Here is a 20,675-nt window from a genome sequence, read left to right as displayed (position 1 = left end):
TTACGCTTCCCCCTGCTTCACTTGTTCCAGTGCGCTTTTCTGCTCGGCGGGGGCACTGTTCCCTTTTGTGCGGCGGCGTGCCGGTTCATGCGGGCGGTTGTTCTTTACGAACTCAATGGCGAGATCCATATAGGCCTCGCTGCCCTTGCCCTTGGGCTCATAAAAATTGATGGGCTGGCCGTAGCTGGGCGCTTCCGAGATCCGGATGGTGCGCGGGATGGTGGTCTTGTAGACCTTGGAGCCAAAATACTTTTTGACCTGATCCACCACCTGCAGCGTCAGGTTGAACCGCCCGGAGAACATGGTGAACACCACGCCCTCGATGTCCAGATAGGGGTTGTACTTCTTGCGGATGGTCTTGAGGGTGCTGATGAGCTCCGACAGGCCCTCCAGTGCGTAATACTCACACTGGATGGGGATAAGCACGCTGTCGCAGGCGCACAGACCGTTCAGGGTGAGCAGATCCAGGCTGGGCGGGCAGTCCACAAAGATGAAGTCGTAGTCCTTCTGCACCGAGGCCAGCGCCTTGCGCAGGCGGCTTTCGCGGCCCGGCAGATCGATCATTTCCAGACCCGCACCCGCAAGCCGGGTGTTGGAACCGATGACATCGGTGCGGAACTCGGTCTTGCGGATGGCATCCTTTGCCTCCGCCTCACCGATCAGCAGCTCATAAGTACCCACATCGACACTCCGCTTGGGAATGCCGTAACCGGTGGTGGTATTGCCCTGCGGGTCCAGATCGACGATGAGCGTCTTTTTGCCCAGAGCCGCAACGCAGGACGAAAGGTTCACGGCCGTGGTGGTCTTGCCCACGCCGCCTTTTTGGTTTGCAATTGCAACGATTTTAGCCACGCTCTTTGTTTCCTCCCGGGAAAATTATTTGTTCCACGTGGAACATTCGAGGCCGGGCCCCGCTGTTTTCCCGCCAGCAAAGCCCCTTTAAAGACTAGTATAGCACATCAGCGCGGCTTTTTGAACCTGTTTCCTGATTATTTTGCGTAAAAACCCTGTGGAATTGCATTTTTTGTGAAAATTGCGATGCGTTTTATCTTTGCGCGGCTGCGGTTGGAATGCGCACTGTGTATTCGATATAGCCGTCCCGCTCTTCCCTGTGGGCCGTGGCAGGCACACCGTTGTCCGTCATCAGCCGGATGGCATGGTCGATGGTGTTGACAAAGATGCGCACATCCTTGACCATGGAGATGCGGTGTCTGCCCGGGGCGGCGGCATTGAGCACCTGCTCAATGTACAGGTCGGTCTGCCGGGCATTCATCCGCCGCTTGGCAATGGTGATAAGGGCTTCGCTCCGCCGGTTCTCGGGCAGGCGCAGGACAGCCCGGGCGTGGCGCTCGGTCAGGCCATTGTCCAGCACGAACTGCCTTTGGTCGGTGGTCAGCTGCAGCAGCCGCAGCTTGTTGGCAAGGGTGGGCTGTGCCATGCCCAGCCGCTTGGCCGCCTCGGCCTGGGTGCAGTCCCAAAGGGCGATCACATCCCGCAGCCCCTGTGCCTGCTCAAAGGGGTTCAGGTCTTCCCTCTGGATGTTTTCCAGCAGACCAAGTGCCGCAGTCCGCTGGTCGCCGCAGTCGCAGAGGATGGCCGGAATGGTCTCCATCCTGGCCAACTTGCAGGCGCGGAGCCGCCGCTCCCCTGCCACCAGCTCGTAACCACCCTCGACCTTCCGCACCGAGATGGGCTGTAACAGGCCGTTTTCCCGGATGCTCTGGGCCAGCCCCGCCAGCTCCTTTTCATCAAAAACAGTCCGAGCCTGAAACGGCGAGGGACGGATGCTTTCCACAGGCAGAGTGTAGATCTTTCCGGCAGATTTCTTCCATTCAAACATGATTCTTTCCCCTTTCGCTGAAATGTGACACAGTTTTCCACTGTTTCCCGGGAAACGGTGGAAAAATCGCTCATTGCAGTTCCAGTGTACCAGAAATCAAAAAGCCCTGCCAGAAGAATCGTTCGGCAGGGCTTGGCATTTATCTTGCGGTTTTGCGTTATTTCAGCGGAGACTTTGCGATCTTTCCACCGTTTCTGGGGTAGGCTGTCGGAGTTTGCGAAATCTTTTTGCAGAGGATGAGGGTCCGGGTATCGCCGCCCGGCAGATGCAGGGTGCGGGTCTCCTTGTACTCGCCGCCCAGCTTCCGGATGGCACCGCGGGCTGCAGCCAGCTCCTCCTCGCCGGAAGCGCCTTTCATGGCAAGGAAGCTGCCACCCACCTTGACCAGCGGTAAGCAGTACTCGGCCAGCATGGGCAGAGCCGCCACCGCACGGGCAGAGGCCAGATCAAACTGCTCCCGCCATGCTTTGCGGGCGGCTTCCTCGGCGCGCTCCTTGGCAAACTCCACCCCGGTCAGGCCCAGCTGAGCGCAGGCATACTTCAAGAACTCCACCCGCTTGCCGGTGGGCTCCATCAGGGTCAGCTCCAGCTCGGGCTTGTAGATCTTTGTCACGATGCCTGGGAATCCGGCACCGGCACCCACGTCCACCATCTTCCCTGCTACCTCGGGCTGGCTGGCAAACAGCAGGCTGTCGAGGAAGTGCTTGTCCTCAATGCCCTCCGGGTCGGTAATGGCGGTCAGATTGACCTTCTGGTTGTAGTCCACCAAGATCTGCGCAAAGGCATCCAGCTGGTCCAGCTGGTCCCCGGTCAGCGCAATGTTCCACATGGAACATTTTTGCTCCAGTCTCGCTTTATCGATCATTTCGCACCTCTCGTTCTCGATTTCAAATCGGCGCAGAACAAAAATGCGGTCAAGAGATTTTCGTGCGAATGCACGAATCTCCAGCATTTTTGTTTGAAGCCTTCTTCTTTGGGGTCACCAGGGGCGAGCAACCCCTGGTTCGTGCCTCCCGCGCCTCGAAAGCAGCGGGTGCTTTTCTGGTTCTCTTTTGGCACGCAAAAGAGAACTCAGTCTCCATTCAAAACAACATAAACAGGCTCATGGTGTACCGCCGGCAGGAACTTTTCCAGAACATCCTTCGTGTACAGCTTGAGCGAGGAGGTGTTGATGCAGGGGTGACATCCCAGAAACTCCCCCTTGACCACATCCTCATCCATGAGAAGCTGGACTTTGTTTTCCTTGTCGTTCGCCAGCCCAATAACAGACGAGGAGCCCGGCGTACAATCCAGATACTGCTCCATATCCTCCGGGGAGGCAAAGCTCAGGCGGGAAATGCCCAGCTGATGGGAGAGCTCCTTTGTCTTGAAGGGCTTGTCCCCCGGCATCATCAGCAGGTAAAAGTTCGTTTTCTGCCGGTTGCAAAGGAACAGGTTCTTGCAGACCGTGGCACCCAGGCAGTCATCAATGACCACGCAGTCCTCCATGGTGTCGGCCCGCAGAAAGGCATGGTCAGTGCGCCAGTATTCCAGCCCCAGCGCGTCCAGCAGATCATAGGTGCGGATCTCTTTTTCAAGCCGGCCCGTACAATCGGCAGGGCGGCCTTTGTATAGAACCAATTCCATAAAGTAACCCTTCTTTCTTACCATCCTCGCCCTCTCAGGCCGCTTCGCGTCCAGCTCCCCCAAAGGGGGAGCCATTGGCAGGGTTGATTCTACGTTCTGATCAAACCGCCAGAGCCTCTCCCTTTGGGAGAGGTGGCAGTGCAAAGCACTGACGGAGAGGGCGACCCCATTTATCGTTTTGCAGCAGCCAGCGCAATGCTCAGCTGCGCCACATCGGAGGGCGAAACGCCGGGGATGCGGCCCGCCTGCCCCAGATTCTTCGGGCGGATGCGGGTCAGCTTCTCACGGGCCTCCAGCGTCAGGCCGGTCAGGTCCGCATACTCGAAATCTGCGGGAATCAGGGTCTTTTCGTGGCGGGCCACGTCACGGATCATCCGATCCTGTCGGGCAATGTAGCCTGCGTACTTGATCTCGGTCTCCAGCCGCTCGGCCAGCATGGGGGTGATGCCCTCGCCCCAGCCGATCACACCCGCCAACAGCGGATAGCTGATCTCGGGGCGGCGGAGCAGCTCTTCGGCAATGCCGCCCTCCGCGGCAGGGGTCAGCCCGGCTGCTTCCATGGCAGCGCGCAGGTCAGCAGTGCGCAGATGGGTCTCGTGCAGGCGGCGGCGCTCCGCTTCCAGAATGCTCTGGGTGTGCTGGTATTTTGCCCAGCGGTCATCCTGCACCAGACCATACTCCCGGCCAATGGGGGTCAGCCGCTGATCGGCGTTGTCCTGCCGCAGGGTCAGGCGGTACTCGCTCCGGCTGGTCATCATGCGATAAGGGTCCATGACCCCCTTGGTGACAAGGTCATCCACCAGCGTGCCCAGATAGCTGGTCTGACGCTCCAGGATCAGCTGGCTCTCCCCTTTTGCACTGCGGGCAGCGTTCAGACCGGCCAGCAGACCCTGCGCGGCGGCTTCCTCGTAGCCGGAGGTGCCATTGAACTGGCCTGCACCATACAAGCCCCGCACCACCTTGCTCTCCAGCGTGGCTTCCAGGCTGGTCGGGTCTACGCAGTCATACTCGATGGCGTAGGCCGGGCGCATGATCTCAATGTGTTCAAACCCCTGAATGCTCCGGTAAAAGGCGTTCTGTACATCCTCAGGCAGGCTGCTGGACGCACCCTGCAGATACATCTCCTCTGTGTTCTCGCCGCAGGGCTCCACAAAGATGGGGTGCCGGTCCTTGCCCGCAAAGCGCACCACCTTGTCCTCAATGGAGGGGCAGTACCGGGGGCCAACCCCCTCGATCATGCCGCCATAGAGCGGGCTGCGCTGGATGTTGTCCAGAATGATCCGGTGGGTCTCAGGGTTGGTGTAGGCGATCCAGCATTCGACCTTGTTGTGCATGGGTGCATCCGTCAGAAAGCTGAAGGGCTGCAGCTCGCTGTCCGGGTCGCCGGGCTGGCATTCCAGCTTGGAGAAGTCGATGCTTCTCCGGTGGACGCGGGCAGGGGTACCGGTCTTGAACCGTCGCAGAGGCAGACCGGCGGCTTTCAGGCTTTCGGTCAGGGCATTGGCGGCGTGCATCCCGTCAGGGCCGGAAGCATACCACGCATCACCGACAAAAATTTTGCCGCCCAGATTGGTGCCCGTGGCAATGACCACACACTTTGCGCTGTACTCCCCGTTCAGCTGGGTCACTACGCCCTTGACATGGCCGTTCTCCACCTCAATGCCCACCACCTCGGCCTGATGGATGGCAAGGCCGGGCGTGAGTTCAAGGGCGTGCTTCATATATTCGTGGTAGCGCTTGCGGTCGGTCTGAACGCGCAGGGCATGAACGGCAGGGCCTTTGCCCTTGTTCAGCATCCGGCTCTGCAGGTAGGTGGCATCCGCCGCAAGGCCCATCACACCGCCCAGCGCATCCAATTCTCGTACCAGCGTTCCTTTTGCAGTTCCGCCGATGCTGGGGTTGCAGGGCATGTTGCCAATGGCATCCAGGCTCATGGTAAACACCGCCGTTTTGGCACCCAGCGTGGCAGCAGCGTGGGCCGCTTCAATGCCAGCGTGGCCCGCGCCTATTACGATCACATCGTAATCTCCAAGATGATTCATACTTTTCCTATACTTTCCTCTATGGTTCAATCTGCTGTTACCCGGCAGAGCGGCTGGAAGTTTCTCCGAGGACCGTCCGCTGGGGTGGGACCCTGTTGCCGCAGGCAATAGGGCGGGCGATGGAATGGCCCGTTTCGTGTCCGAGGAGAAAGCTGCCAGACGGGCTGCCCTCCGTTACTTCCCCACACAGAACCGCTCAAACACTTCATTGATGACATTCTCCGACGCATTTTCGCCGGTGAGGTTACAGAGGGCATCCAGCGCATCGTCCACACAGACCGATACAGCATCCAGCCCAAACCCGCCGCTGACCGCATCCAGCGCACCGGCCACTGCATCCCGCGCGCGGGTGGCGGCGGCAAGCTGGCGCTGGCCCGAGAGGCTGGCAGCGTGGGGGTCGATGTTGTTGGTGCCCAGCAGGCGGGCAACGGCTGCAGCGATCACCCTGCGGCTCCCCTCTTCCTGGCAGCAGACCGGGAGCACCATGGCAAAATCGCCTGCAATGATCTCTGCGTCAAACTGAGTGGGCTTGTCCTCTTTGTTGACCAGTGCAATGGCCGGGCGGCCAGCGCACCGCTGCGCCAACGCAAGATCCTCCCGGGTCAGGGGCTCAGAGCCATCGAACACCGCCAGGATCAGCCCCGCCTCTTCCAGCTTTTTCCAGCTGCGGCGGATGCCCTCGGCCTCGATCGCATCCTCGGTCTCCCGCAGACCGGCCGTATCGAACAGGTTCAGCCGGATGTCCCCCAGCCGGACGGCCTGCTCCACCACATCCCGGGTGGTGCCCGCCACGGGGGTGACGATGGCCCGGTCGAACCCGGCCAGCAGATTGAGCAGGGTGGACTTGCCCGCATTGGGCCGCCCCACGATGGCACAGTCCACACCCTCCCGCAGGACTGCACCGGCATCATAATTCCGGATGAGGGTGTCCAGCTCTCCCTTCACGGCAGTCAGGGTGGATACCAGCTGGGCATCCTCCAGCGCGGGAACGTCCTCCTCGGGGAAATCCACCCAGGCAGTCAGATGGGCCTGCAGGGCGGTCAGGGCATCCTTTTCAGCCCCGATCTTCTTCGCCAGCGCGCCGTTCAGGGAGGCATTGGCCAGCGCCGCACCCTGTCTGCCATCGGCAGAGATCAGGTCCATAACGGCCTCGGCCTGGGTCAGCCCCAGCTTGCCGTTGAGGAAGGCGCGGCGGGTGTACTCGCCGGGGGCGGCGGGGGCGGCACCGGCTGCGATGCAGCTTTCCACCAGCCGCCGGGCCACCGCACTGCCGCCGTGGCAGGAAAGCTCCACCACATCCTCGCCGGTGTAGCTGTGGGGAGCCCGGAAGAAGAGGGCCACGCCCTCGTCAAAGGCTTCCTCCCCTTCCATGAAATGCCCAAACAGAGCGGTGTAGCCCTTGGCCTCCTCCACCCGCTTATCGGGATTGGCCGGGCAGAACACCTTTGCCGCCACGGCATAGCTCTCCGGGCCGGAAAGACGCACCACGGCAATGCCGCCTGCGCCGGGCGCGGTTGCAATGGCCGCGATCGTTGAATGTTCCATGTTGGTGCTCTCCCTCCGCTCTCAAATCAGAATTATTGTATCACGAAGCGACGAAAAAGGAAAGAGACAAAAAGCCCCCTTCCAGTTTTCCACCGGAAGGGGGCTGCATTGTGCAAAACTCAGCAGGATTTACAGCTCGATCTTGCCGAAGCTGAAATCGGCAAAATCATCCACGCGCTCGGTGCGCTTGGGTGCCACGGGTGCGGCAGTCTCTGCGTCACGGGGAGCATAGGTGCGCTCGGGCACGCTGGAAGGACGGGGACCGCGGCTGCCTGCGGGACGTCCATTCCGGGGACCGCCATTCCGGGGGCTGCTGCCGCGTCCGCCGCGGAAGCCGCCATTGCGGTTGCCGCCGGGGCGGCGGCCATTGCCCCGCGGGCGGCGCTCGCCGTAGGTGTTGTCGGTCTGGGCATCGGGAGCAGTGGAGTAGATGACCACACGGCGGTCACGGCCCTCCCCCTTGCTCTCGCTGCGCACACCCTCCATCTTGCCGATGGCAGAGTGGATGATGCGGCGCTCGTAGGGGTTCATGGGCTCCATGGCAAAGCTGCGGCCGGTCTTGCGCACTTTGTTGCCAATGCGCTGTGCCAGCACGGTCAGGTCATTTTCACGCTTATCGCGGTAGCCGGCCACATCCAGGCCCAGCTTGATGTAATCGCCTTCCAGGCGGTTGGCCACCAGGCTTGCCAGATAGGACAGGCTCTCCATGGTCTCGCCGCGGCGGCCGATCAGGGCACCCAGCTTCTCGCCATCCAGACGGATGATGGTAGCCTCGCCCTTCTGCACGGCGCTGAAGGTGACATTCTCCACGCCCATCAGGGCAATGACTTCCTTCAGGTAGTCCACAGCGGCCTTGACCTTGGCGTTCTCTTCGATGTTGATGGGAACTTCCGGCTCCTCACCCTCTGCGGCGGGGTCAGCAGTCTCCTCAGCAGGAGCGGCCTCCTCTGCCACAGGGGCAGCGGCAGGCTCCTCGGCCTTGGGTTCCTCAGCGGGAGTTTCCTCCACAACAGGCTTCACCTCAGGCTCCACCTTCTCCTCCACCACGGGAGCGGCCGGGGCATCGGGCTCTTCCACGCTCACACGCACCTTGGCGGGGGTGGTCTTCAGGCCCAGAAAACCGGTTTTCTGGGGCATTTCGAGCACTTCATAGCTCACATTCAGGTCGTCGGCCTGCACGCCCAGCAGGGCGCAGGCTTTTGCGCGGGCTTCATCGACCGTCTTGCCGGTCGCTTCCTGAGTACGGATCATAACCGTCAATCCTCCTTCTTGTTTTCCAGCTCGCTCAGCGGAACGGTGCGCTCGTCCTTATAGCGCTCCTCATCCAGCTTGCGGGCATACTCCAGGCGGCGCTTGTTCATTTCGCTGGCGGAGATATTTTTCTCCACGACCTCGCCGGTCTTTTCATCCGTGACCTTGATGGTGGTGCTCTTTACACCGCGCTTCTGCTCCTTCTTGCGGGCAGCCATCTCGGCGGCGACCTCTGCCTTCATCTTCTCAGGGTCGTAGATCTTCTTCATCAACAGGCTCTGCACGGTCATCAGGATGTTGGAAACAACGTAGTACAGAGAGAAAGCGCTGGGCACGGTGAAGCAGAAGAAGACGTACATCAGCGGCATCATATACATGGTCAGCTTCATGCTGCCCTGCATCTCCTGGCCGCTGGCCTTCATGCTGATGTGGGTGGACAGAAACATGGTCACGATCGCCAGGACCGGGAGGATCAGCAGGGGCAAGTTCTCTGCAGCCAGGCTGTACTGGGGCACACGGGTCAGGTCGATGCCAAAGAAATCCATGTGCTGGCCGAACTCGGTGATGGTAGCCACCTGATCCGGGGTGAAGCAGGAGGAAACGGTGCTCTCGCCTGCAATGACCTGTGCAATGATGTTGGTGTCGCGGGTCACGGTGGTAAAGCTGATGCCCATGGCAGTCAGGGCCTCACCTGCGGCGGTCAGGGCATCGGCACCAATGTGGAAGATGCGCTGCAGCGGGCGGTACACCACCTCGATAACGCCGAACATGACCAGGAAGTTGACCAGCATGGGCATACAGCCTGCGGTGGGCTTGTAGCCCTGCTCCTGCAGCTTCATCAGCTCTTCCTGCTGCTTTTCGGGCTTGTCGCGGTACTTTTTCTGGATCTCGGCCACCATGGGCTGGAAAGCGCTCATGCGGGCCATACTCTTCTGCTGGTTGAGCTGGAGGGGGATCTTGATCACGGTGATGAGCAGGGTGAACAGGATGATGTCCCAGCCGTAGTTGGGGATCAGCTTGTAGATCCACTCCATTACATAGCCCAAGGGCCAGCCCAGGATGTACAAAGGATTCATAGTTTCGTCCATTCTGCCCCGCCTGTGGTGCGGGACGTTTAGATTTTTATGAGAAGGACACCCCGCCCACAGTGCGGAGCGTCACAAGAAGCATAAGAACGGATTAAACCTCTCAGTCAACGCCTGCGGCGTTGCCAGCTCCCCTAATAGGGGAGCCCTTGGCAAAACCGTCAACTGGATCGGGCTGCCAAAGCCTCCCCCTACCAGGGGAGGTTGCATTGCGAAACAATGACGGAGAGGTTGTACAAAGGAGCCGTGTATCATAAGCACGCTGCTTAACCGTGCCGCCCCCGGAACAGCTTTGCCGGGGACAGTCTCCGCTCCGGGCTCACCCAGCGGCCTTTGGGCGGCACCGGGTCAAAGCCCCACCGGCCAAGCGGGTTGCACCGGGCGATGCGCCAGGCGGTGAGCAGCAAGCCCTTGATGCAGCCATGGGTCTGGATGGCTTCTATGCCATACTGGCTGCAGGTGGGGGTAAAGCGGCAGTTGCGGCCCAGCCCCGGGCTGATAAAGCGCTGGTAGAACCGGATGGGCGCACAGAGCGCGTTCCGGCAGACACGGGAGACGGGATTCACTGTTTTGCGGCCCGGTCTGCGGGCGGAACCGTGGCAGGGGGCTTTGCGCCCGGCTGCTTTGCCTTGTCGGGCAGGCCAGCCTGGGCAAAGAGCCTGGCCACCACTTCGCTGAGCTGCCAGCTCTTCAGGCGGGGGGTCATGCCCCGGGCCACGAACACCAGATCATAGCCGCCGATGTTCTGATCCAGATGCTCATCAATGGCAGCCTTCATCACGCGGCGGGCGCGGTTGCGTTGGACGGCATGGCCGATCTTTTTGGTGGCTGTCAGGCCCACGCGGGTCTTTTTGCCGCGGGTCTTGAGCACATACAGCACCAGCGCCGGGTTCACATAGGACTTGCCGCGGGCATACACGCGGCCAAACTCGCTGTTGCGGCGGATGGGACGATAGCGCACTGCTCCGTCGCCTCCTTTTCGGTTAAAAAATCGCAGAACTTCCCTAAAGGCAAAGTTCAAAATTCAGTATAGCAAAAAAACGCCGACATGAAAAGGCTGTCCGGGCGTTTTTTGTGCCAAATCTTTTGCCAAATTTTTAGTCATTCCGCGCGCAGAACGTCCAAAATAAGAAAAAGACCGCCAATTCAGGATCAGCAGTCTTTTGTGCGCATGTTCAATTCTGCGCCGGATCCCTGGCAAAGCGGGATCAGACGGTCAGGCTCTTGCGGCCCTTAGCACGGCGAGCATTGATGACCTTGCGGCCGTTCTTGGTGCTCATGCGGGTCAGAAAGCCATGAACTTCCTTGCGATGACGCTTCTTGGGCTGAAAAGTTCTCTTCATGGTTGTATCCTCCGTAAAAACTCGTCCCCGGTAATGGGGTATTTCTGGTCCCAAATTGGGGACAGGCTTGCAATTCAACAGTATATCGCACACTATCCCCTTCTGTCAAGCATTTTTTTCACTTTCCAGCAAACTTTTTTCAAATTTCTTTGTGAAAAAGCTTTCAACTTTTTCACCGGTTCTCCGTGGAAAACTTTTCTTCCACCATATCTTGTGGCCAAAAACCGCCTTGGACACAAGAGCCGCGAGGGCACGATGGAGCGTCTTTTCTTATGTATTATAAATTACATTATAGAATATAGACGCAGGGAGATTTTTGTGGTATACTAACGGGGTATCAGCAGCATTGTTGAAAACTTCGACCAATTCAATGGAGTGGATGTTTTATGGATTCTTTCAAGGACGTTTTAGAGGCCGCCCAGGCATACTGCAAAACGCAGATGGCCGAGCCGACCTATAATCTCTACATCGACGGACTTGAGCCCATCAGCTTTGAGGACTCGAGCCATATCACCCTGTCGGTGCGCAACGATTTTATCTGCAAGATCGTCACCGACCGCTACCTCGGCCTGCTGAAAGAGGCCTTTAAAACCGTGCTGGGCTTTGACGTGGACATCACGCTGGTGGTGCCCAGCACCCCGCCCCATGAGGTGGTGCTGGCCCAGCAGTACGAGGCAAACCCCGCCTCGCCCCAGGGCAATTACGAGTTCACCTTCGAGAACTTCATCAAGGGTCCCTCCAACCAGTTTGCGTTTGCTGCGGCGCAGGCGGTTGCGGCCAACCCCTCCGGAGCCTATAACCCGCTGTTCATCTACGGCGGCTCCGGTCTGGGCAAGACCCATCTGCTCACGGCCATCCAGACCGAGATCAAGCGCACCCACCCCGATTTCGTTATCATGTACGTTACCTGCGAGCAGTTCACCAACGAGCTGATCGCCGCCATCCGCGCCGGCAGCACCGAGGACTTCCGGATGAAGTACCGCGTGGCCGACCTGCTGCTGGTGGACGATATCCAGTTCATCGCCGGCAAGGAATCCACCCAGGAGGAGTTTTTCCACACCTTCAACTCCCTGCACGATGCCCACAAGCAGATCGTGATCGCCTCTGATCGCCCGGCCAAGGAGATCAAGAGCCTGGAAGAGCGCCTGCGCACCCGCTTTGAGTGGGGCCTGACCGCCGATGTCCAGCCGCCTGATTTCGAGACCCGCGTGGCCATCGTCAAGCGCAAGGCCGAGCTGCTCCACCTGGATCTGCCCGAGGATGTGGCGGAATTCATCGCCAACCACCTGAAGAACAACATCCGCCAGCTGGAGGGCGCAGTGAAAAAGCTGAACGCCTACTACATGCTGGAGGGCATCCAGCCTGTCATCAGCGTGGCACAGAACGCCATCAAGGACATCCTCAACGAGACCCAGCCCGTGCCCGTGACCATCGAGAAGATCGTGGGCGAGGTCTCCCGCACCTTCAACGTCTCCCCTGCTGACATCCGGGGCACCAAGCGGAACGCCAACGTTGCATCCGCCCGCCGCGTGGCGATCTATATCCTGCGTGAAGTCACCGGCATGAGCATGGAGGAGATCGGCCGGGAGTTCTCGGGCCGTGACCACTCCACCATCGTCTACTCCCTCAAGACCATGGAACGGGACATGAAGAACGACCAGCACCTGCGCGAAACCGTCAGCGACATCATCAAGAACGTCAAGGCCTGACGGGAAAACAGGGGCAAAAGTCATACTCTTACAGGGGATGAAACCCCAAATATGGGGAGAAATGCAGGGGAATCCGGGAAAACAGAACAAGATATTGTGGTCAGACGACAAAGTTCTCCACTCTTTCCACCGAGTTTTCAACATTCAACTTCTGTTTTGCACACCCGCCGTGGAAAGAAAAGCAGCTTCAGCCCTTTCCACAAGCCTTTCACACTGCATTCACAATCCGGTGGAAAACCACGGAGCCGCACCATTCCACACATTTTCCGACTTTTCCACATCTTCCCCAGCCCCTACTACGAATACTACAACAAGTTCAATATAGATTTGGAGGTTTTGTCCCTGTTGTATGGGAGAAAGAACCTCAAAACTTGAATCCAAAATAAGGAGAGACGCGCAATTGAACATCATCTGTGATAAAACCCTGTTGAGTGCAGCCATTGACGGCGTTTCCAAAGCTGTTACCCTGCGCTCCACCATCCCGGTACTGGAGGGTATCCTGCTGAAAGCCGAAGGCTTCCAGCTCACCCTGACCGGCTACGACCTGGAAATGGGCATCGTGACCACCATTGATGCCAATGTCAAAGAGCCCGGCGAGGTGGTGCTGAACGCCAAGCTGCTCAGCAGCATGGTCAGCCGGATGCCTTCCGGCCAGATCAACATCCAATCTGCCGAAAACGGAAAAACCACCATCCAGAGCGGTGTGGCACAGTTCGAGATCCAATCCATGAACCCCACCGATTTCCCCGAGCTGCCCAACACCGGGGCCGAAGAGACCCTGAACATCAAGACCGGCGTGCTCCGTGATATGATCGAGCGCACCCTGTACGCCGTCAGTCAGGATGAGAAAAAACCTGCGCATACCGGTGAATTATTTGAGATCTCGCCGGATAAGCTGACCGTTGTTGCGCTGGACGGCTACCGTCTGGCCATTGTGGAGCGGCCGGTGGAAGCCATAAAGGAGATCCGCATCATCGTACCCAGCAAGACCATGAACGAGGTCTCCCATCTGCTGGCCAACGACGATGAGGAGACCGTGCACATCTCCGCAAACCGCCGCTACGTGGTGTTCACTACTGCCGGTTACACCATCATGAGCCGCCTGATCGAGGGCGAGTTCCTCAACTACCACAACGTGATCCCCAATGGCAGCCGCACCAGCGTGGTTCTGGACACCAAGGAGTTCATCGAGACCATCGAGCGCGCCTCCCTGATCATTACAGAGCGTTTAAAAAATCCCCTCCGCATCAGTTTTACAGAGGGTAAAGTGGTGGTCCGCTGCCAGACCAATCTGGGCCGCGTGGTGGATGAATTCAACGCGCAGTGCGAGGGCGATGAGGTGGAGATCGGTTTCAACAACCGCTATCTGCTGGATGCTCTGCGCAACGCCCGCACCGAGCAGGTCAAGCTGGAGATCAGCGGCCCGCTGAGCCCAGTCAAGGTTCTGCCTACCGAGGGCAGCGACTTTTTGTATCTGGTCCTGCCTGTCCGCTTCAAGAATGATTGAGAGGCATAAAAATGCAAAAAATTCTCATCCATACGGAGTTTATCAAGCTGGATGCCCTGCTGAAATATGCAGGCCTGTGTGAGACCGGCGGCGAAGCCAAGGAGCTGGTGCAGGGCGGTGCTGTCAAGGTGAACGGTGAGGTCTGCACCATGCGGGGCAAAAAGTGCCGCGCCGGGGATGTCGTCGAGCTGGACGGCCAGACCGTGGAAGTGGGACAGGGCCAGTAAACCATGCGCCTGCTTTCCTTAGAAGTAACGAATTACCGCAATATCGCATCGGCAAGCCTGACCCCGGGCCGGGAGCTGACCGTGATCTGCGGCAACAACGGCCAGGGCAAGACCAACCTGCTGGAGGCCATCTGGCTGCTGACCGGCGGCAAGAGCTTCCGGGGCGGCAAGGATGCAGAGCTGGTGCGGCGGGGCGAACCCTTTGCCGTGCTGGAAGCCTCCACGCTCCGGGCACAGCAGGAGGAACAGGAGCCTGACGAGCCGAACCGTGTCCGGCTGACGGTGGGCACTCCGGATTCCCAGCGGCCCGGACGGTACGCCTCGGTGAACGGGGCAGCCCCCAGGCGGGCAGCAGGGCTTGCCGGCAGTTTTCCGGCTGTCGTGTTCGACCCCGGCCACCTGAGTCTGGTCAAGGGAGCACCCGAGGGGCGGCGCAAATTTCTGGATGCCGCCCTCTGTCAGCTCTACCCCGGCTACCTGACCGTGTACCGCCGCTATCTGCGGGCCCTGCAGCAGAAAAACGCTCTGCTGCGCCGCTCCCCTGCCGGGCAGGAACGTCCCTGCGCCGAAAAAATGGCCCTGCTCGAGGTGCTGAACACCGAGCTTGCCGCGCAGGGGGAAGCCATCCAGCAGCGGCGGCGGGCCTACCTGGAACGGCTGGCTCCGCTAGCCTGTGCCAATTACGAGGAGCTTTCCCATGGGGCGGAGCGGATGGAGCTGCGGTATGCCGCCCAGTTTGAGCAGGGTGGTCTGGCAGCCCTGCTCAAAGCCCGCCAGAATGAGGAAGTACGGGCCGGGCAGAGCCTGTGCGGCCCCCACCGGGAAGATCTGGAGCTGCTGCTGGACGGCCAGCCCGCCAGAGTGTTTGCCAGCCAGGGGCAGCAGCGCAGTGTGGTGCTCAGCCTGAAAATGGCCGAAGCCTCCGCTGCTGCTGCCATCACCGGGGAGCACCCCGTCCTCTTGCTGGACGACGTGCTCAGTGAGCTGGATGATGGCCGCAAGCAGTATCTGCTGACCCGGATGCGGGAAAAACAGACCTTCGTTACCAGCTGTGACGATACGGCCTTCCTGAAAACGGATGGCGAGGTCTACCGCATGAACGGCGGTGTCTTGAGCAAAATCTGAAATGGAGAAATGTTGCACCACTGTATTGCATAGAATGCGAAAAATGCGACAGAATATGCAGCTTGCATCTGCGGGAGAATATACACAATGTATATCCATCTAGGCCGGGACTATGTCCTGAATGACCGTGATATCATCGGCATCTTCAATCTGGAGACCACCACCGTCTCCCCCCGGGGGCGGGAATTTCTCAACTATGCCCAGAAGAATGGGGCCGTGGTCAGCCTTTCGGATGACCTGCCCCAGTGTTATGTTCTGGCCGATGCCCCCGTGGACACCGTTTATCTTTCGGAGCTGTCCAGCGCGGCCATGAAGCGGCGCACCGAAACGCCGTTTTGATCAGAAAAACTTATCCGGCTTGCCAAGGGCTCCCACTTTGGGGGAGCTGGCGCGAAGCGCCTGAGAGGGTGAGCCCGTTAAAATTTATCAAGTAAAGGGAGAAAGGATATGGCAGAGGAAATCATCACCAGCACCAATGTGGAAACCGCGACCGACCATGAGTATAATGCCAGCGAGATCCAGGTCCTGAAGGGTCTGGAGGCCGTGCGCAAGCGTCCCGGCATGTATATCGGCTCCACCGGTGAGCGGGGCCTGCATCATCTGGTCTACGAGATCGTGGACAACGCCATTGATGAAGCGCTGGCAGGCTACTGCAACCACATTGAGGTCAAGATCTTAAAGGATAACATCATTCAGGTCACCGACAACGGCCGCGGCATCCCCGTGGATATCCAGGCCGATACCGGTCTGCCCGCCGTCACCGTCGTCTATACCATCCTGCACGCAGGCGGTAAGTTCGGCGGCGAGAACTCCGGCTACAAGGTGGCCGGTGGTCTGCACGGTGTCGGCGCGTCCGTGGTCAACGCCTGCTCTGAGTGGCTGACGGTCAATGTCCGCCGCGACGGCCATGAATACGAGCAGACCTTCCGCCGCGGCGACCCGGACGGCCCCCTGAAGTGTCTGGGTACGGTGGCCGAGGGGGTCACCGGCACCCGCGTTACCTTCAAGCCCGACCCCGAGATGTTCAAGGACACCACCGTCTATAACTTCGAGACGCTGGAAAAGCGTCTGCGCGAGGAGAGCTTCCTGAACGCCGGTGTCAAGATCACCCTGACCGATGAGCGGGAGCTCTATACCCCCGTTCTGGAGGACGGCCAGGAGGGCGACCCCTGCTACCGCACCGAGGTCATGTGCTATGAGGGCGGCATCAAGAGCTTTGTTACCTATCTGGGCGAAAAGCGTAATCTGGAGGTGCTCCACCCCAATGTCATCTACCTCAAGGGCCAGACCGAGCGGGGCATGGCCGAGATCGCGCTGCAGTATAATTCCAGCTATAACGAACTGCTGCTGAGCTTTGCCAACAACGTCAACACCCCGGACGGCGGCACCCATGAAGAGGGCTTCCGCACCAGCCTGACCCGTGTGTTCAATGATTACGGCCGCAGCCACGGCCTGCTGAAGGATAAGGACGAGAACCTTTCCGGCTCCGATGTCCGCGAGGGCCTCATCTGCGTCATCTCCGTCAAGCTGCAGGAGGCAGAGTTCGAGGGTCAGACCAAGGCAAAGCTGGGTAATACCGAGATCCGTACCCTTGTTTCCAACATGGTGTACACTAAGCTGATGGAGTTCTTTGAGGAGAACCCCGGCGTGGCAAAGGCCATTTTTGAAAAGGCCACCCAGGCAGCCCGCGCCCGCGCCGCTGCCAAAAAGGCCCGGGAGCTGGTGCGCCGCAAGAGCGCGCTGGAGACCAGCCGGATGCCCGGCAAGCTGGCCGACTGCCGTGAAAAAGACCCCACCCGCACCGAGATCTTCATCGTCGAGGGTGACTCTGCAGGCGGCTCCGCCAAGATGGGCCGTGACTCCGCCATTCAGGCCATCCTCCCCCTGTGGGGCAAGATGCTGAACGTGGAAAAGGCCCGCGCGGACCGCATCTACGGCAACGATAAGCTGATGCCCGTGGTGCTGGCTCTGGGCTGCGGCATCGGCGAGGAATTCGATATCTCCAAGCTGCGGTATGATAAAGTGTTCATCATGGCCGATGCCGATGTTGATGGTTCTCACATCTGCACCCTGATGCTGACCTTCTTCTTCCGCTATATGCGCCCCCTCATCGAGCAGGGCCATGTCTATGTCGCTCAGCCGCCCCTGTTCAAGGTGCAGAAGGGCAACACCATCAAGTACGCCTACAACGATGCGGAAATGGCCATCCTCTCGCAGGAGATGCCCGGCGCAAAGGTCAACCGCTATAAGGGTCTTGGTGAGATGAACCCCGAACAGCTGTGGGAGACCACCATGAACCCCGATAACCGCGTCATCGTCCAGATCACCATTGAGGATGCCGAGAAGGCCGATGAAGCCTTTACCATCCTGATGGGCGACCAGGTGGAGCCCCGCCGCCGCTTTATCGAGACCAACGCCCAGTATGCGAAGCTGGATGTGTAATTGGAGGAAACAATGGAAGAAGATTATGTGATGATACCGGGCAGCGGTACCAAAAAGATCATCCGCGATGTCAAGAAGGAGATCGAGACCGCGTTCCTGGACTACTCCATGTCAGTCATCGTGTCCCGCGCCCTGCCCGATGTGCGCGATGGACTGAAGCCTGTCCACCGCCGCATCCTGTACACCATGCACGAGCGCGGCAACGACCCCAGCCATGCATACCGCAAATCCGCCGACACCGTTGGTGCGGTGCTGGGCTCCTACCACCCCCACGGCGACGCATCCGTTTACGATGCCATGGTCCGTCTGGCACAGGATTTCTCCCTGCGCTACCCGCTGGTGGATGGTCAGGGTAACTTTGGTTCTGTGGACGGCGACCCCCCGGCTGCTTACCGTTACACCGAGGCCCGCATGAGCCGTATGGCCGTGGAGATGCTGACCGATATCGACAAGGATACCATCGACTGGGACCCCAACTTTGATGAGACCAAGAAGGAGCCCAGCGTTCTGCCCTGCCGTTTCCCGAATCTGCTGGTCAACGGCAGTCAGGGCATCGCCGTTGGTATGGCCACCAACATCCCGCCCCACAACCTGAGTGAGGTCATTGACGGCTGTGTGGCCTATATCGAGGACCCGGACATCGACCTGCCCGGCCTGATGGAGCACATCAAGGGCCCCGATTTCCCCACCGCCGGCATCATCATGGGCCGCAGCGGCATCCGTGCTGCCTACGCCACCGGCCGCGGCAAGATCACCCTGCGCGGCCGCGCCACCATTGAGGAAAAGAAGAATGGCCGCGCCCAGATCATCGTGACCGAGATCCCCTACATGGTCAACAAGGCACGCCTCATTGAGAACATTGCCGACCTGGTCAAGGAAAAGCGGATCGAGGGCATCAGTGACCTGAACGATGAGACCAACCGCAAGGGAATGCGCATCGTCATTGACGTGCGCAAGGATGCCAACCCCCAGGTCGTCCTGAATCAGCTGTACCAGTACACCCAGCTGCAGGATACCGTGGGTGTCATCATGCTGGCCATCGACCACAAGGTGCCCAAGGTGATGACCCTGAAGCAGATGATCCAGAAGTATGTGGAGTTCCAGGACGAGGTGGTGCGCCGCCGCACCCAGTATGACCTGAAAAAGGCCCGGGAACGCGCCCATATTCTGGAAGGCCTGAAGAAGGCCACCGACATCGTGGATGAGCTGATCGCCACCATCCGTGCCTGCAAGGGCGGCATGAGCGAGGCCAAGGCTGCCATCATGGAGCAGTTCGGCTTTGATGACCCGCAGGCAGATGCCATCGTCAAGCTGCAGCTGGGCCGTCTGGCTGGTCTGGAGATCCTGAAGATCGAGGAAGAGCTGGGCTCCCTGAACGCCAAGATCCGGGATTGGGAAGAGATCCTGGCCGATGATGCCCGCGTGCTCGAGATCGTCAAGAGCGAGCTGCTGGAGATGAAGCGCCGCTTTGGCGATGACCGCCGCACCGAGATCGAGACCGTGACCGGCGAGGTGGATATCGAGGATCTGATCGCTGAGGAGCAGTGCGTCTATACCCTGACCGAGGCCGGTTATATCAAGCGCCAGCTCAAGGCTACCTATCAGGCCCAGAAGCGCGGCGGCCGCGGCATCTCCGGCATGACCCGCAAGGAAGAGGACATCGTGCAGGAGATGTTCGTGGGCTCCACCCATGATTATGTCCTGTTCGTTACCGATAAGGGCCGCCTGTTCCGCATCAAGGGCTACACCATCGCCGAGGGCAGCCGCACCAGCAAGGGCACCAACATTGTCAACCTGCTGCAGCTGGCCGAGGGCGAAAAGGTCACCAACATGCTCTGCCAGAGCAAGGATACGGCCAATGAGGGCGGTTTCGTGACCATGGTCACAAAGCAGGGCCTCATCAAGCGCACCCCGCTGGAGCAGTATGCAAACATCCGCAAGAGCGGCCTGATCGGCATTGCCCTGAACGAGGGGGATGCACTGGCCTGGACAAGACTGACCTCCGGCCACGATATGCTCATCGTTGCCACCCGCAACGGTCAGGCCATCCGCTTCAATGAGGAGGATGCCCGTCCCATGGGCCGCAGCGGCCACGGCGTGCGCGCCATCAAGCTGGCCGAGGGCGACGAGGTCGTGGGTGTCTGCATCTGCCGTGAGAACGCCACCATCCTGACCGTGACCGAGAACGGCAAGGGCCGCCGGTCCGACATCGACACCTACCGCATCACCGCCCGCGGCGGCAAGGGCATCCGCAACTACGATGCCTCCAAGGACAAGGTCGCCGCGGTCAAGATCGTGGACGATGTGGATGACGTGCTGCTGAGCAGCCAGGAGGGCATCATCATCCGCCTGCACGCCAATGAGATCCCGGTGCAGAGCCGTTACGGCTCCGGTGTCCGTGTCATGCGTCTGGGCGAGAATGATAAGGTCATGGTCCTGGCCCGTACCGACCACGACGATGAAGCCCAGACCGAGACGGTAGAGGCTGAGGAGGGCGATGAGCCCACCGCAGAGCAGCTGGCCGCCATGGAAGCTGCCGATGAGGCCTCCGCCTCCGAGGCACCGGCTGAGGATTGAGCCTGTCTTGCCTCTCCTGCTAGGAGAGGTGGCACGGCACAGCCGTGACGGAGAGGTTCTTCTCCCCAAAAGCAAAACCTCTCAGGCGCTTTGCGCCAGCTCCCCTAGCAGGGGAGCCAAGCAAAGCGAGGACGAAAAAGTTAGCCTGGACTTCAATCAGAAAATATGATAGACTAACGAAACGATCACAAAATCCCATGGGGGAGTAGCAGGCGCTGTTTGCAGACGGCGCAGCAAGTCAACATAATGACAGCACTGCTGTCTGGCTTGCTTTCATTTGCGAGACTCATGTGTTATGGTGCGGAGTACTACGCCCAACACATGGAGTTCATTTGTAAAAAATGACCCGAGACCGG

The 20,675-nt window shown here is 59.6% G+C and carries 18 protein-coding genes; 7 read left to right on the top strand and 11 right to left on the bottom strand.

All coding sequences use genetic code 11. The features are described 5' to 3' along the window. The 11 genes from P0G09_RS09255 to rpmH all read right to left on the bottom strand — a co-directional run bounded on the left by P0G09_RS09255 (position 1) and on the right by rpmH (position 10,732). Complete coding sequence (locus P0G09_RS09255; protein WP_156068944.1) at positions 1 to 852, bottom strand: ParA family protein; 852 nt, start codon at positions 850 to 852, stop codon at positions 1 to 3. A gap of 193 nt (positions 853 to 1,045) precedes the next feature. Continuing rightward, complete coding sequence (locus tag P0G09_RS09250; protein ID WP_005929172.1) at positions 1,046 to 1,840, bottom strand: ParB/RepB/Spo0J family partition protein; 795 nt, start codon at positions 1,838 to 1,840, stop codon at positions 1,046 to 1,048. Positions 1,841 to 1,997: 157 nt separating this feature from the next. After that, positions 1,998 to 2,705 carry a 16S rRNA (guanine(527)-N(7))-methyltransferase RsmG gene (gene rsmG / locus P0G09_RS09245; RefSeq protein ID WP_275252506.1) on the bottom strand — a complete coding sequence of 236 codons (708 nt, stop codon included), beginning with the start codon at positions 2,703 to 2,705 and terminating at the stop codon, positions 1,998 to 2,000. Positions 2,706 to 2,911: 206 nt separating this feature from the next. After that, positions 2,912 to 3,466, bottom strand: coding sequence for a prolyl-tRNA synthetase associated domain-containing protein (locus P0G09_RS09240; RefSeq protein ID WP_342760528.1), 555 nt, complete (start codon positions 3,464 to 3,466; stop codon positions 2,912 to 2,914). Positions 3,467 to 3,636: 170 nt separating this feature from the next. Next, positions 3,637 to 5,508 carry a tRNA uridine-5-carboxymethylaminomethyl(34) synthesis enzyme MnmG gene (gene mnmG / locus P0G09_RS09235; RefSeq protein WP_156068947.1) on the bottom strand — a complete coding sequence of 624 codons (1,872 nt, stop codon included), beginning with the start codon at positions 5,506 to 5,508 and terminating at the stop codon, positions 3,637 to 3,639. 174 nt (positions 5,509 to 5,682) lie between these two features. Then, positions 5,683 to 7,053, bottom strand: coding sequence for a tRNA uridine-5-carboxymethylaminomethyl(34) synthesis GTPase MnmE (gene mnmE / locus P0G09_RS09230; protein WP_275252505.1), 1,371 nt, complete (start codon positions 7,051 to 7,053; stop codon positions 5,683 to 5,685). A gap of 129 nt (positions 7,054 to 7,182) precedes the next feature. Continuing rightward, positions 7,183 to 8,304 carry an RNA-binding cell elongation regulator Jag/EloR gene (jag, locus tag P0G09_RS09225; RefSeq protein ID WP_097773094.1) on the bottom strand — a complete coding sequence of 374 codons (1,122 nt, stop codon included), beginning with the start codon at positions 8,302 to 8,304 and terminating at the stop codon, positions 7,183 to 7,185. A 5-nt stretch (positions 8,305 to 8,309) separates the two neighbouring features. Next, the gene (locus tag P0G09_RS09220; RefSeq protein WP_117505974.1) at positions 8,310 to 9,392 is read right to left on the bottom strand and encodes a YidC/Oxa1 family membrane protein insertase; all 1,083 of its coding nucleotides are present in this window, start codon (positions 9,390 to 9,392) and stop codon (positions 8,310 to 8,312) included. Positions 9,393 to 9,655: 263 nt separating this feature from the next. Next, positions 9,656 to 9,955: a membrane protein insertion efficiency factor YidD gene (yidD, locus tag P0G09_RS09215; RefSeq protein WP_005929149.1), complete on the bottom strand. Its 300-nt coding sequence runs from the start codon at positions 9,953 to 9,955 to the stop codon at positions 9,656 to 9,658. Next, positions 9,952 to 10,350 (bottom strand): ribonuclease P protein component, encoded by a 399-nt coding sequence (gene rnpA / locus P0G09_RS09210; RefSeq protein WP_035393239.1) that lies wholly within the window; start codon positions 10,348 to 10,350, stop codon positions 9,952 to 9,954. Before rnpA ends, yidD begins: the two co-directional genes overlap by 4 nt. A 247-nt stretch (positions 10,351 to 10,597) precedes the next feature. After that, complete coding sequence (gene rpmH, locus P0G09_RS09205; RefSeq protein ID WP_005929142.1) at positions 10,598 to 10,732, bottom strand: 50S ribosomal protein L34; 135 nt, start codon at positions 10,730 to 10,732, stop codon at positions 10,598 to 10,600. A 386-nt stretch (positions 10,733 to 11,118) separates the two neighbouring features. On the opposite strand from rpmH, the gene dnaA reads away from it, so the two are divergent. From dnaA to gyrA, 7 genes are all read left to right on the top strand, one after another. Next, positions 11,119 to 12,441 carry a chromosomal replication initiator protein DnaA gene (gene dnaA, locus P0G09_RS09200; RefSeq protein ID WP_005929139.1) on the top strand — a complete coding sequence of 441 codons (1,323 nt, stop codon included), beginning with the start codon at positions 11,119 to 11,121 and terminating at the stop codon, positions 12,439 to 12,441. A 400-nt stretch (positions 12,442 to 12,841) separates the two neighbouring features. Further along, entirely contained in the window at positions 12,842 to 13,948 is a 1,107-nt protein-coding gene (gene dnaN / locus P0G09_RS09195; RefSeq protein WP_097773091.1) for a DNA polymerase III subunit beta, read from the top strand. Between the two features lie 11 nt (positions 13,949 to 13,959). Next, positions 13,960 to 14,175 carry an RNA-binding S4 domain-containing protein gene (locus tag P0G09_RS09190; protein WP_005929126.1) on the top strand — a complete coding sequence of 72 codons (216 nt, stop codon included), beginning with the start codon at positions 13,960 to 13,962 and terminating at the stop codon, positions 14,173 to 14,175. A 3-nt stretch (positions 14,176 to 14,178) separates the two neighbouring features. After that, complete coding sequence (locus P0G09_RS09185; protein WP_275252504.1) at positions 14,179 to 15,300, top strand: DNA replication/repair protein RecF; 1,122 nt, start codon at positions 14,179 to 14,181, stop codon at positions 15,298 to 15,300. Between the two features lie 87 nt (positions 15,301 to 15,387). Next, complete coding sequence (locus P0G09_RS09180; protein WP_227611708.1) at positions 15,388 to 15,639, top strand: DUF370 domain-containing protein; 252 nt, start codon at positions 15,388 to 15,390, stop codon at positions 15,637 to 15,639. Between the two features lie 108 nt (positions 15,640 to 15,747). After that, on the top strand, positions 15,748 to 17,742 hold the full coding sequence (gene gyrB / locus P0G09_RS09175) for a DNA topoisomerase (ATP-hydrolyzing) subunit B (protein ID WP_098924008.1): 1,995 nt from the start codon (positions 15,748 to 15,750) through the stop codon (positions 17,740 to 17,742). Between the two features lie 12 nt (positions 17,743 to 17,754). Continuing rightward, a complete protein-coding gene (gyrA, locus tag P0G09_RS09170) occupies positions 17,755 to 20,319 on the top strand; it encodes a DNA gyrase subunit A (RefSeq protein ID WP_005929111.1) in 2,565 nt (854 codons plus the stop codon). The last annotated feature ends 356 nt before the right edge of the window (positions 20,320 to 20,675 follow it).

The sequence above is a fragment of the Faecalibacterium sp. DFI.5.82 genome (assembly GCF_029076575.1).
GTDB classification, from domain to species: Bacteria; Bacillota; Clostridia; order Oscillospirales; family Ruminococcaceae; genus Faecalibacterium; species Faecalibacterium duncaniae.
This window is presented reverse-complemented; position numbering and strand designations above follow the sequence as displayed.

Excerpts from the sequence above, each read along its gene's own strand:
- P0G09_RS09250 (WP_005929172.1), bottom strand. The coding sequence starts at position 1,840 with ATGTTTGAATGGAAGAAATCTGCCGGAAAGATCTACACTCTGCCTGTG.
- P0G09_RS09185 (WP_275252504.1), top strand. The coding sequence starts at position 14,179 with ATGCGCCTGCTTTCCTTAGAAGTAACGAATTACCGCAATATCGCATCG.
- P0G09_RS09220 (WP_117505974.1), bottom strand. The coding sequence starts at position 9,392 with ATGGACGAAACTATGAATCCTTTGTACATCCTGGGCTGGCCCTTGGGC.
- gyrB (WP_098924008.1), top strand. The coding sequence starts at position 15,748 with ATGGCAGAGGAAATCATCACCAGCACCAATGTGGAAACCGCGACCGAC.
- mnmG (WP_156068947.1), bottom strand. The coding sequence starts at position 5,508 with ATGAATCATCTTGGAGATTACGATGTGATCGTAATAGGCGCGGGCCAC.
- rpmH (WP_005929142.1), bottom strand. The coding sequence starts at position 10,732 with ATGAAGAGAACTTTTCAGCCCAAGAAGCGTCATCGCAAGGAAGTTCAT.
- P0G09_RS09190 (WP_005929126.1), top strand. The coding sequence starts at position 13,960 with ATGCAAAAAATTCTCATCCATACGGAGTTTATCAAGCTGGATGCCCTG.
- dnaA (WP_005929139.1), top strand. The coding sequence starts at position 11,119 with ATGGATTCTTTCAAGGACGTTTTAGAGGCCGCCCAGGCATACTGCAAA.
- P0G09_RS09240 (WP_342760528.1), bottom strand. The coding sequence starts at position 3,466 with ATGGAATTGGTTCTATACAAAGGCCGCCCTGCCGATTGTACGGGCCGG.
- jag (WP_097773094.1), bottom strand. The coding sequence starts at position 8,304 with ATGATCCGTACTCAGGAAGCGACCGGCAAGACGGTCGATGAAGCCCGC.
- mnmE (WP_275252505.1), bottom strand. The coding sequence starts at position 7,053 with ATGGAACATTCAACGATCGCGGCCATTGCAACCGCGCCCGGCGCAGGC.
- P0G09_RS09180 (WP_227611708.1), top strand. The coding sequence starts at position 15,388 with ATGTATATCCATCTAGGCCGGGACTATGTCCTGAATGACCGTGATATC.
- gyrA (WP_005929111.1), top strand. The coding sequence starts at position 17,755 with ATGGAAGAAGATTATGTGATGATACCGGGCAGCGGTACCAAAAAGATC.
- rsmG (WP_275252506.1), bottom strand. The coding sequence starts at position 2,705 with ATGATCGATAAAGCGAGACTGGAGCAAAAATGTTCCATGTGGAACATT.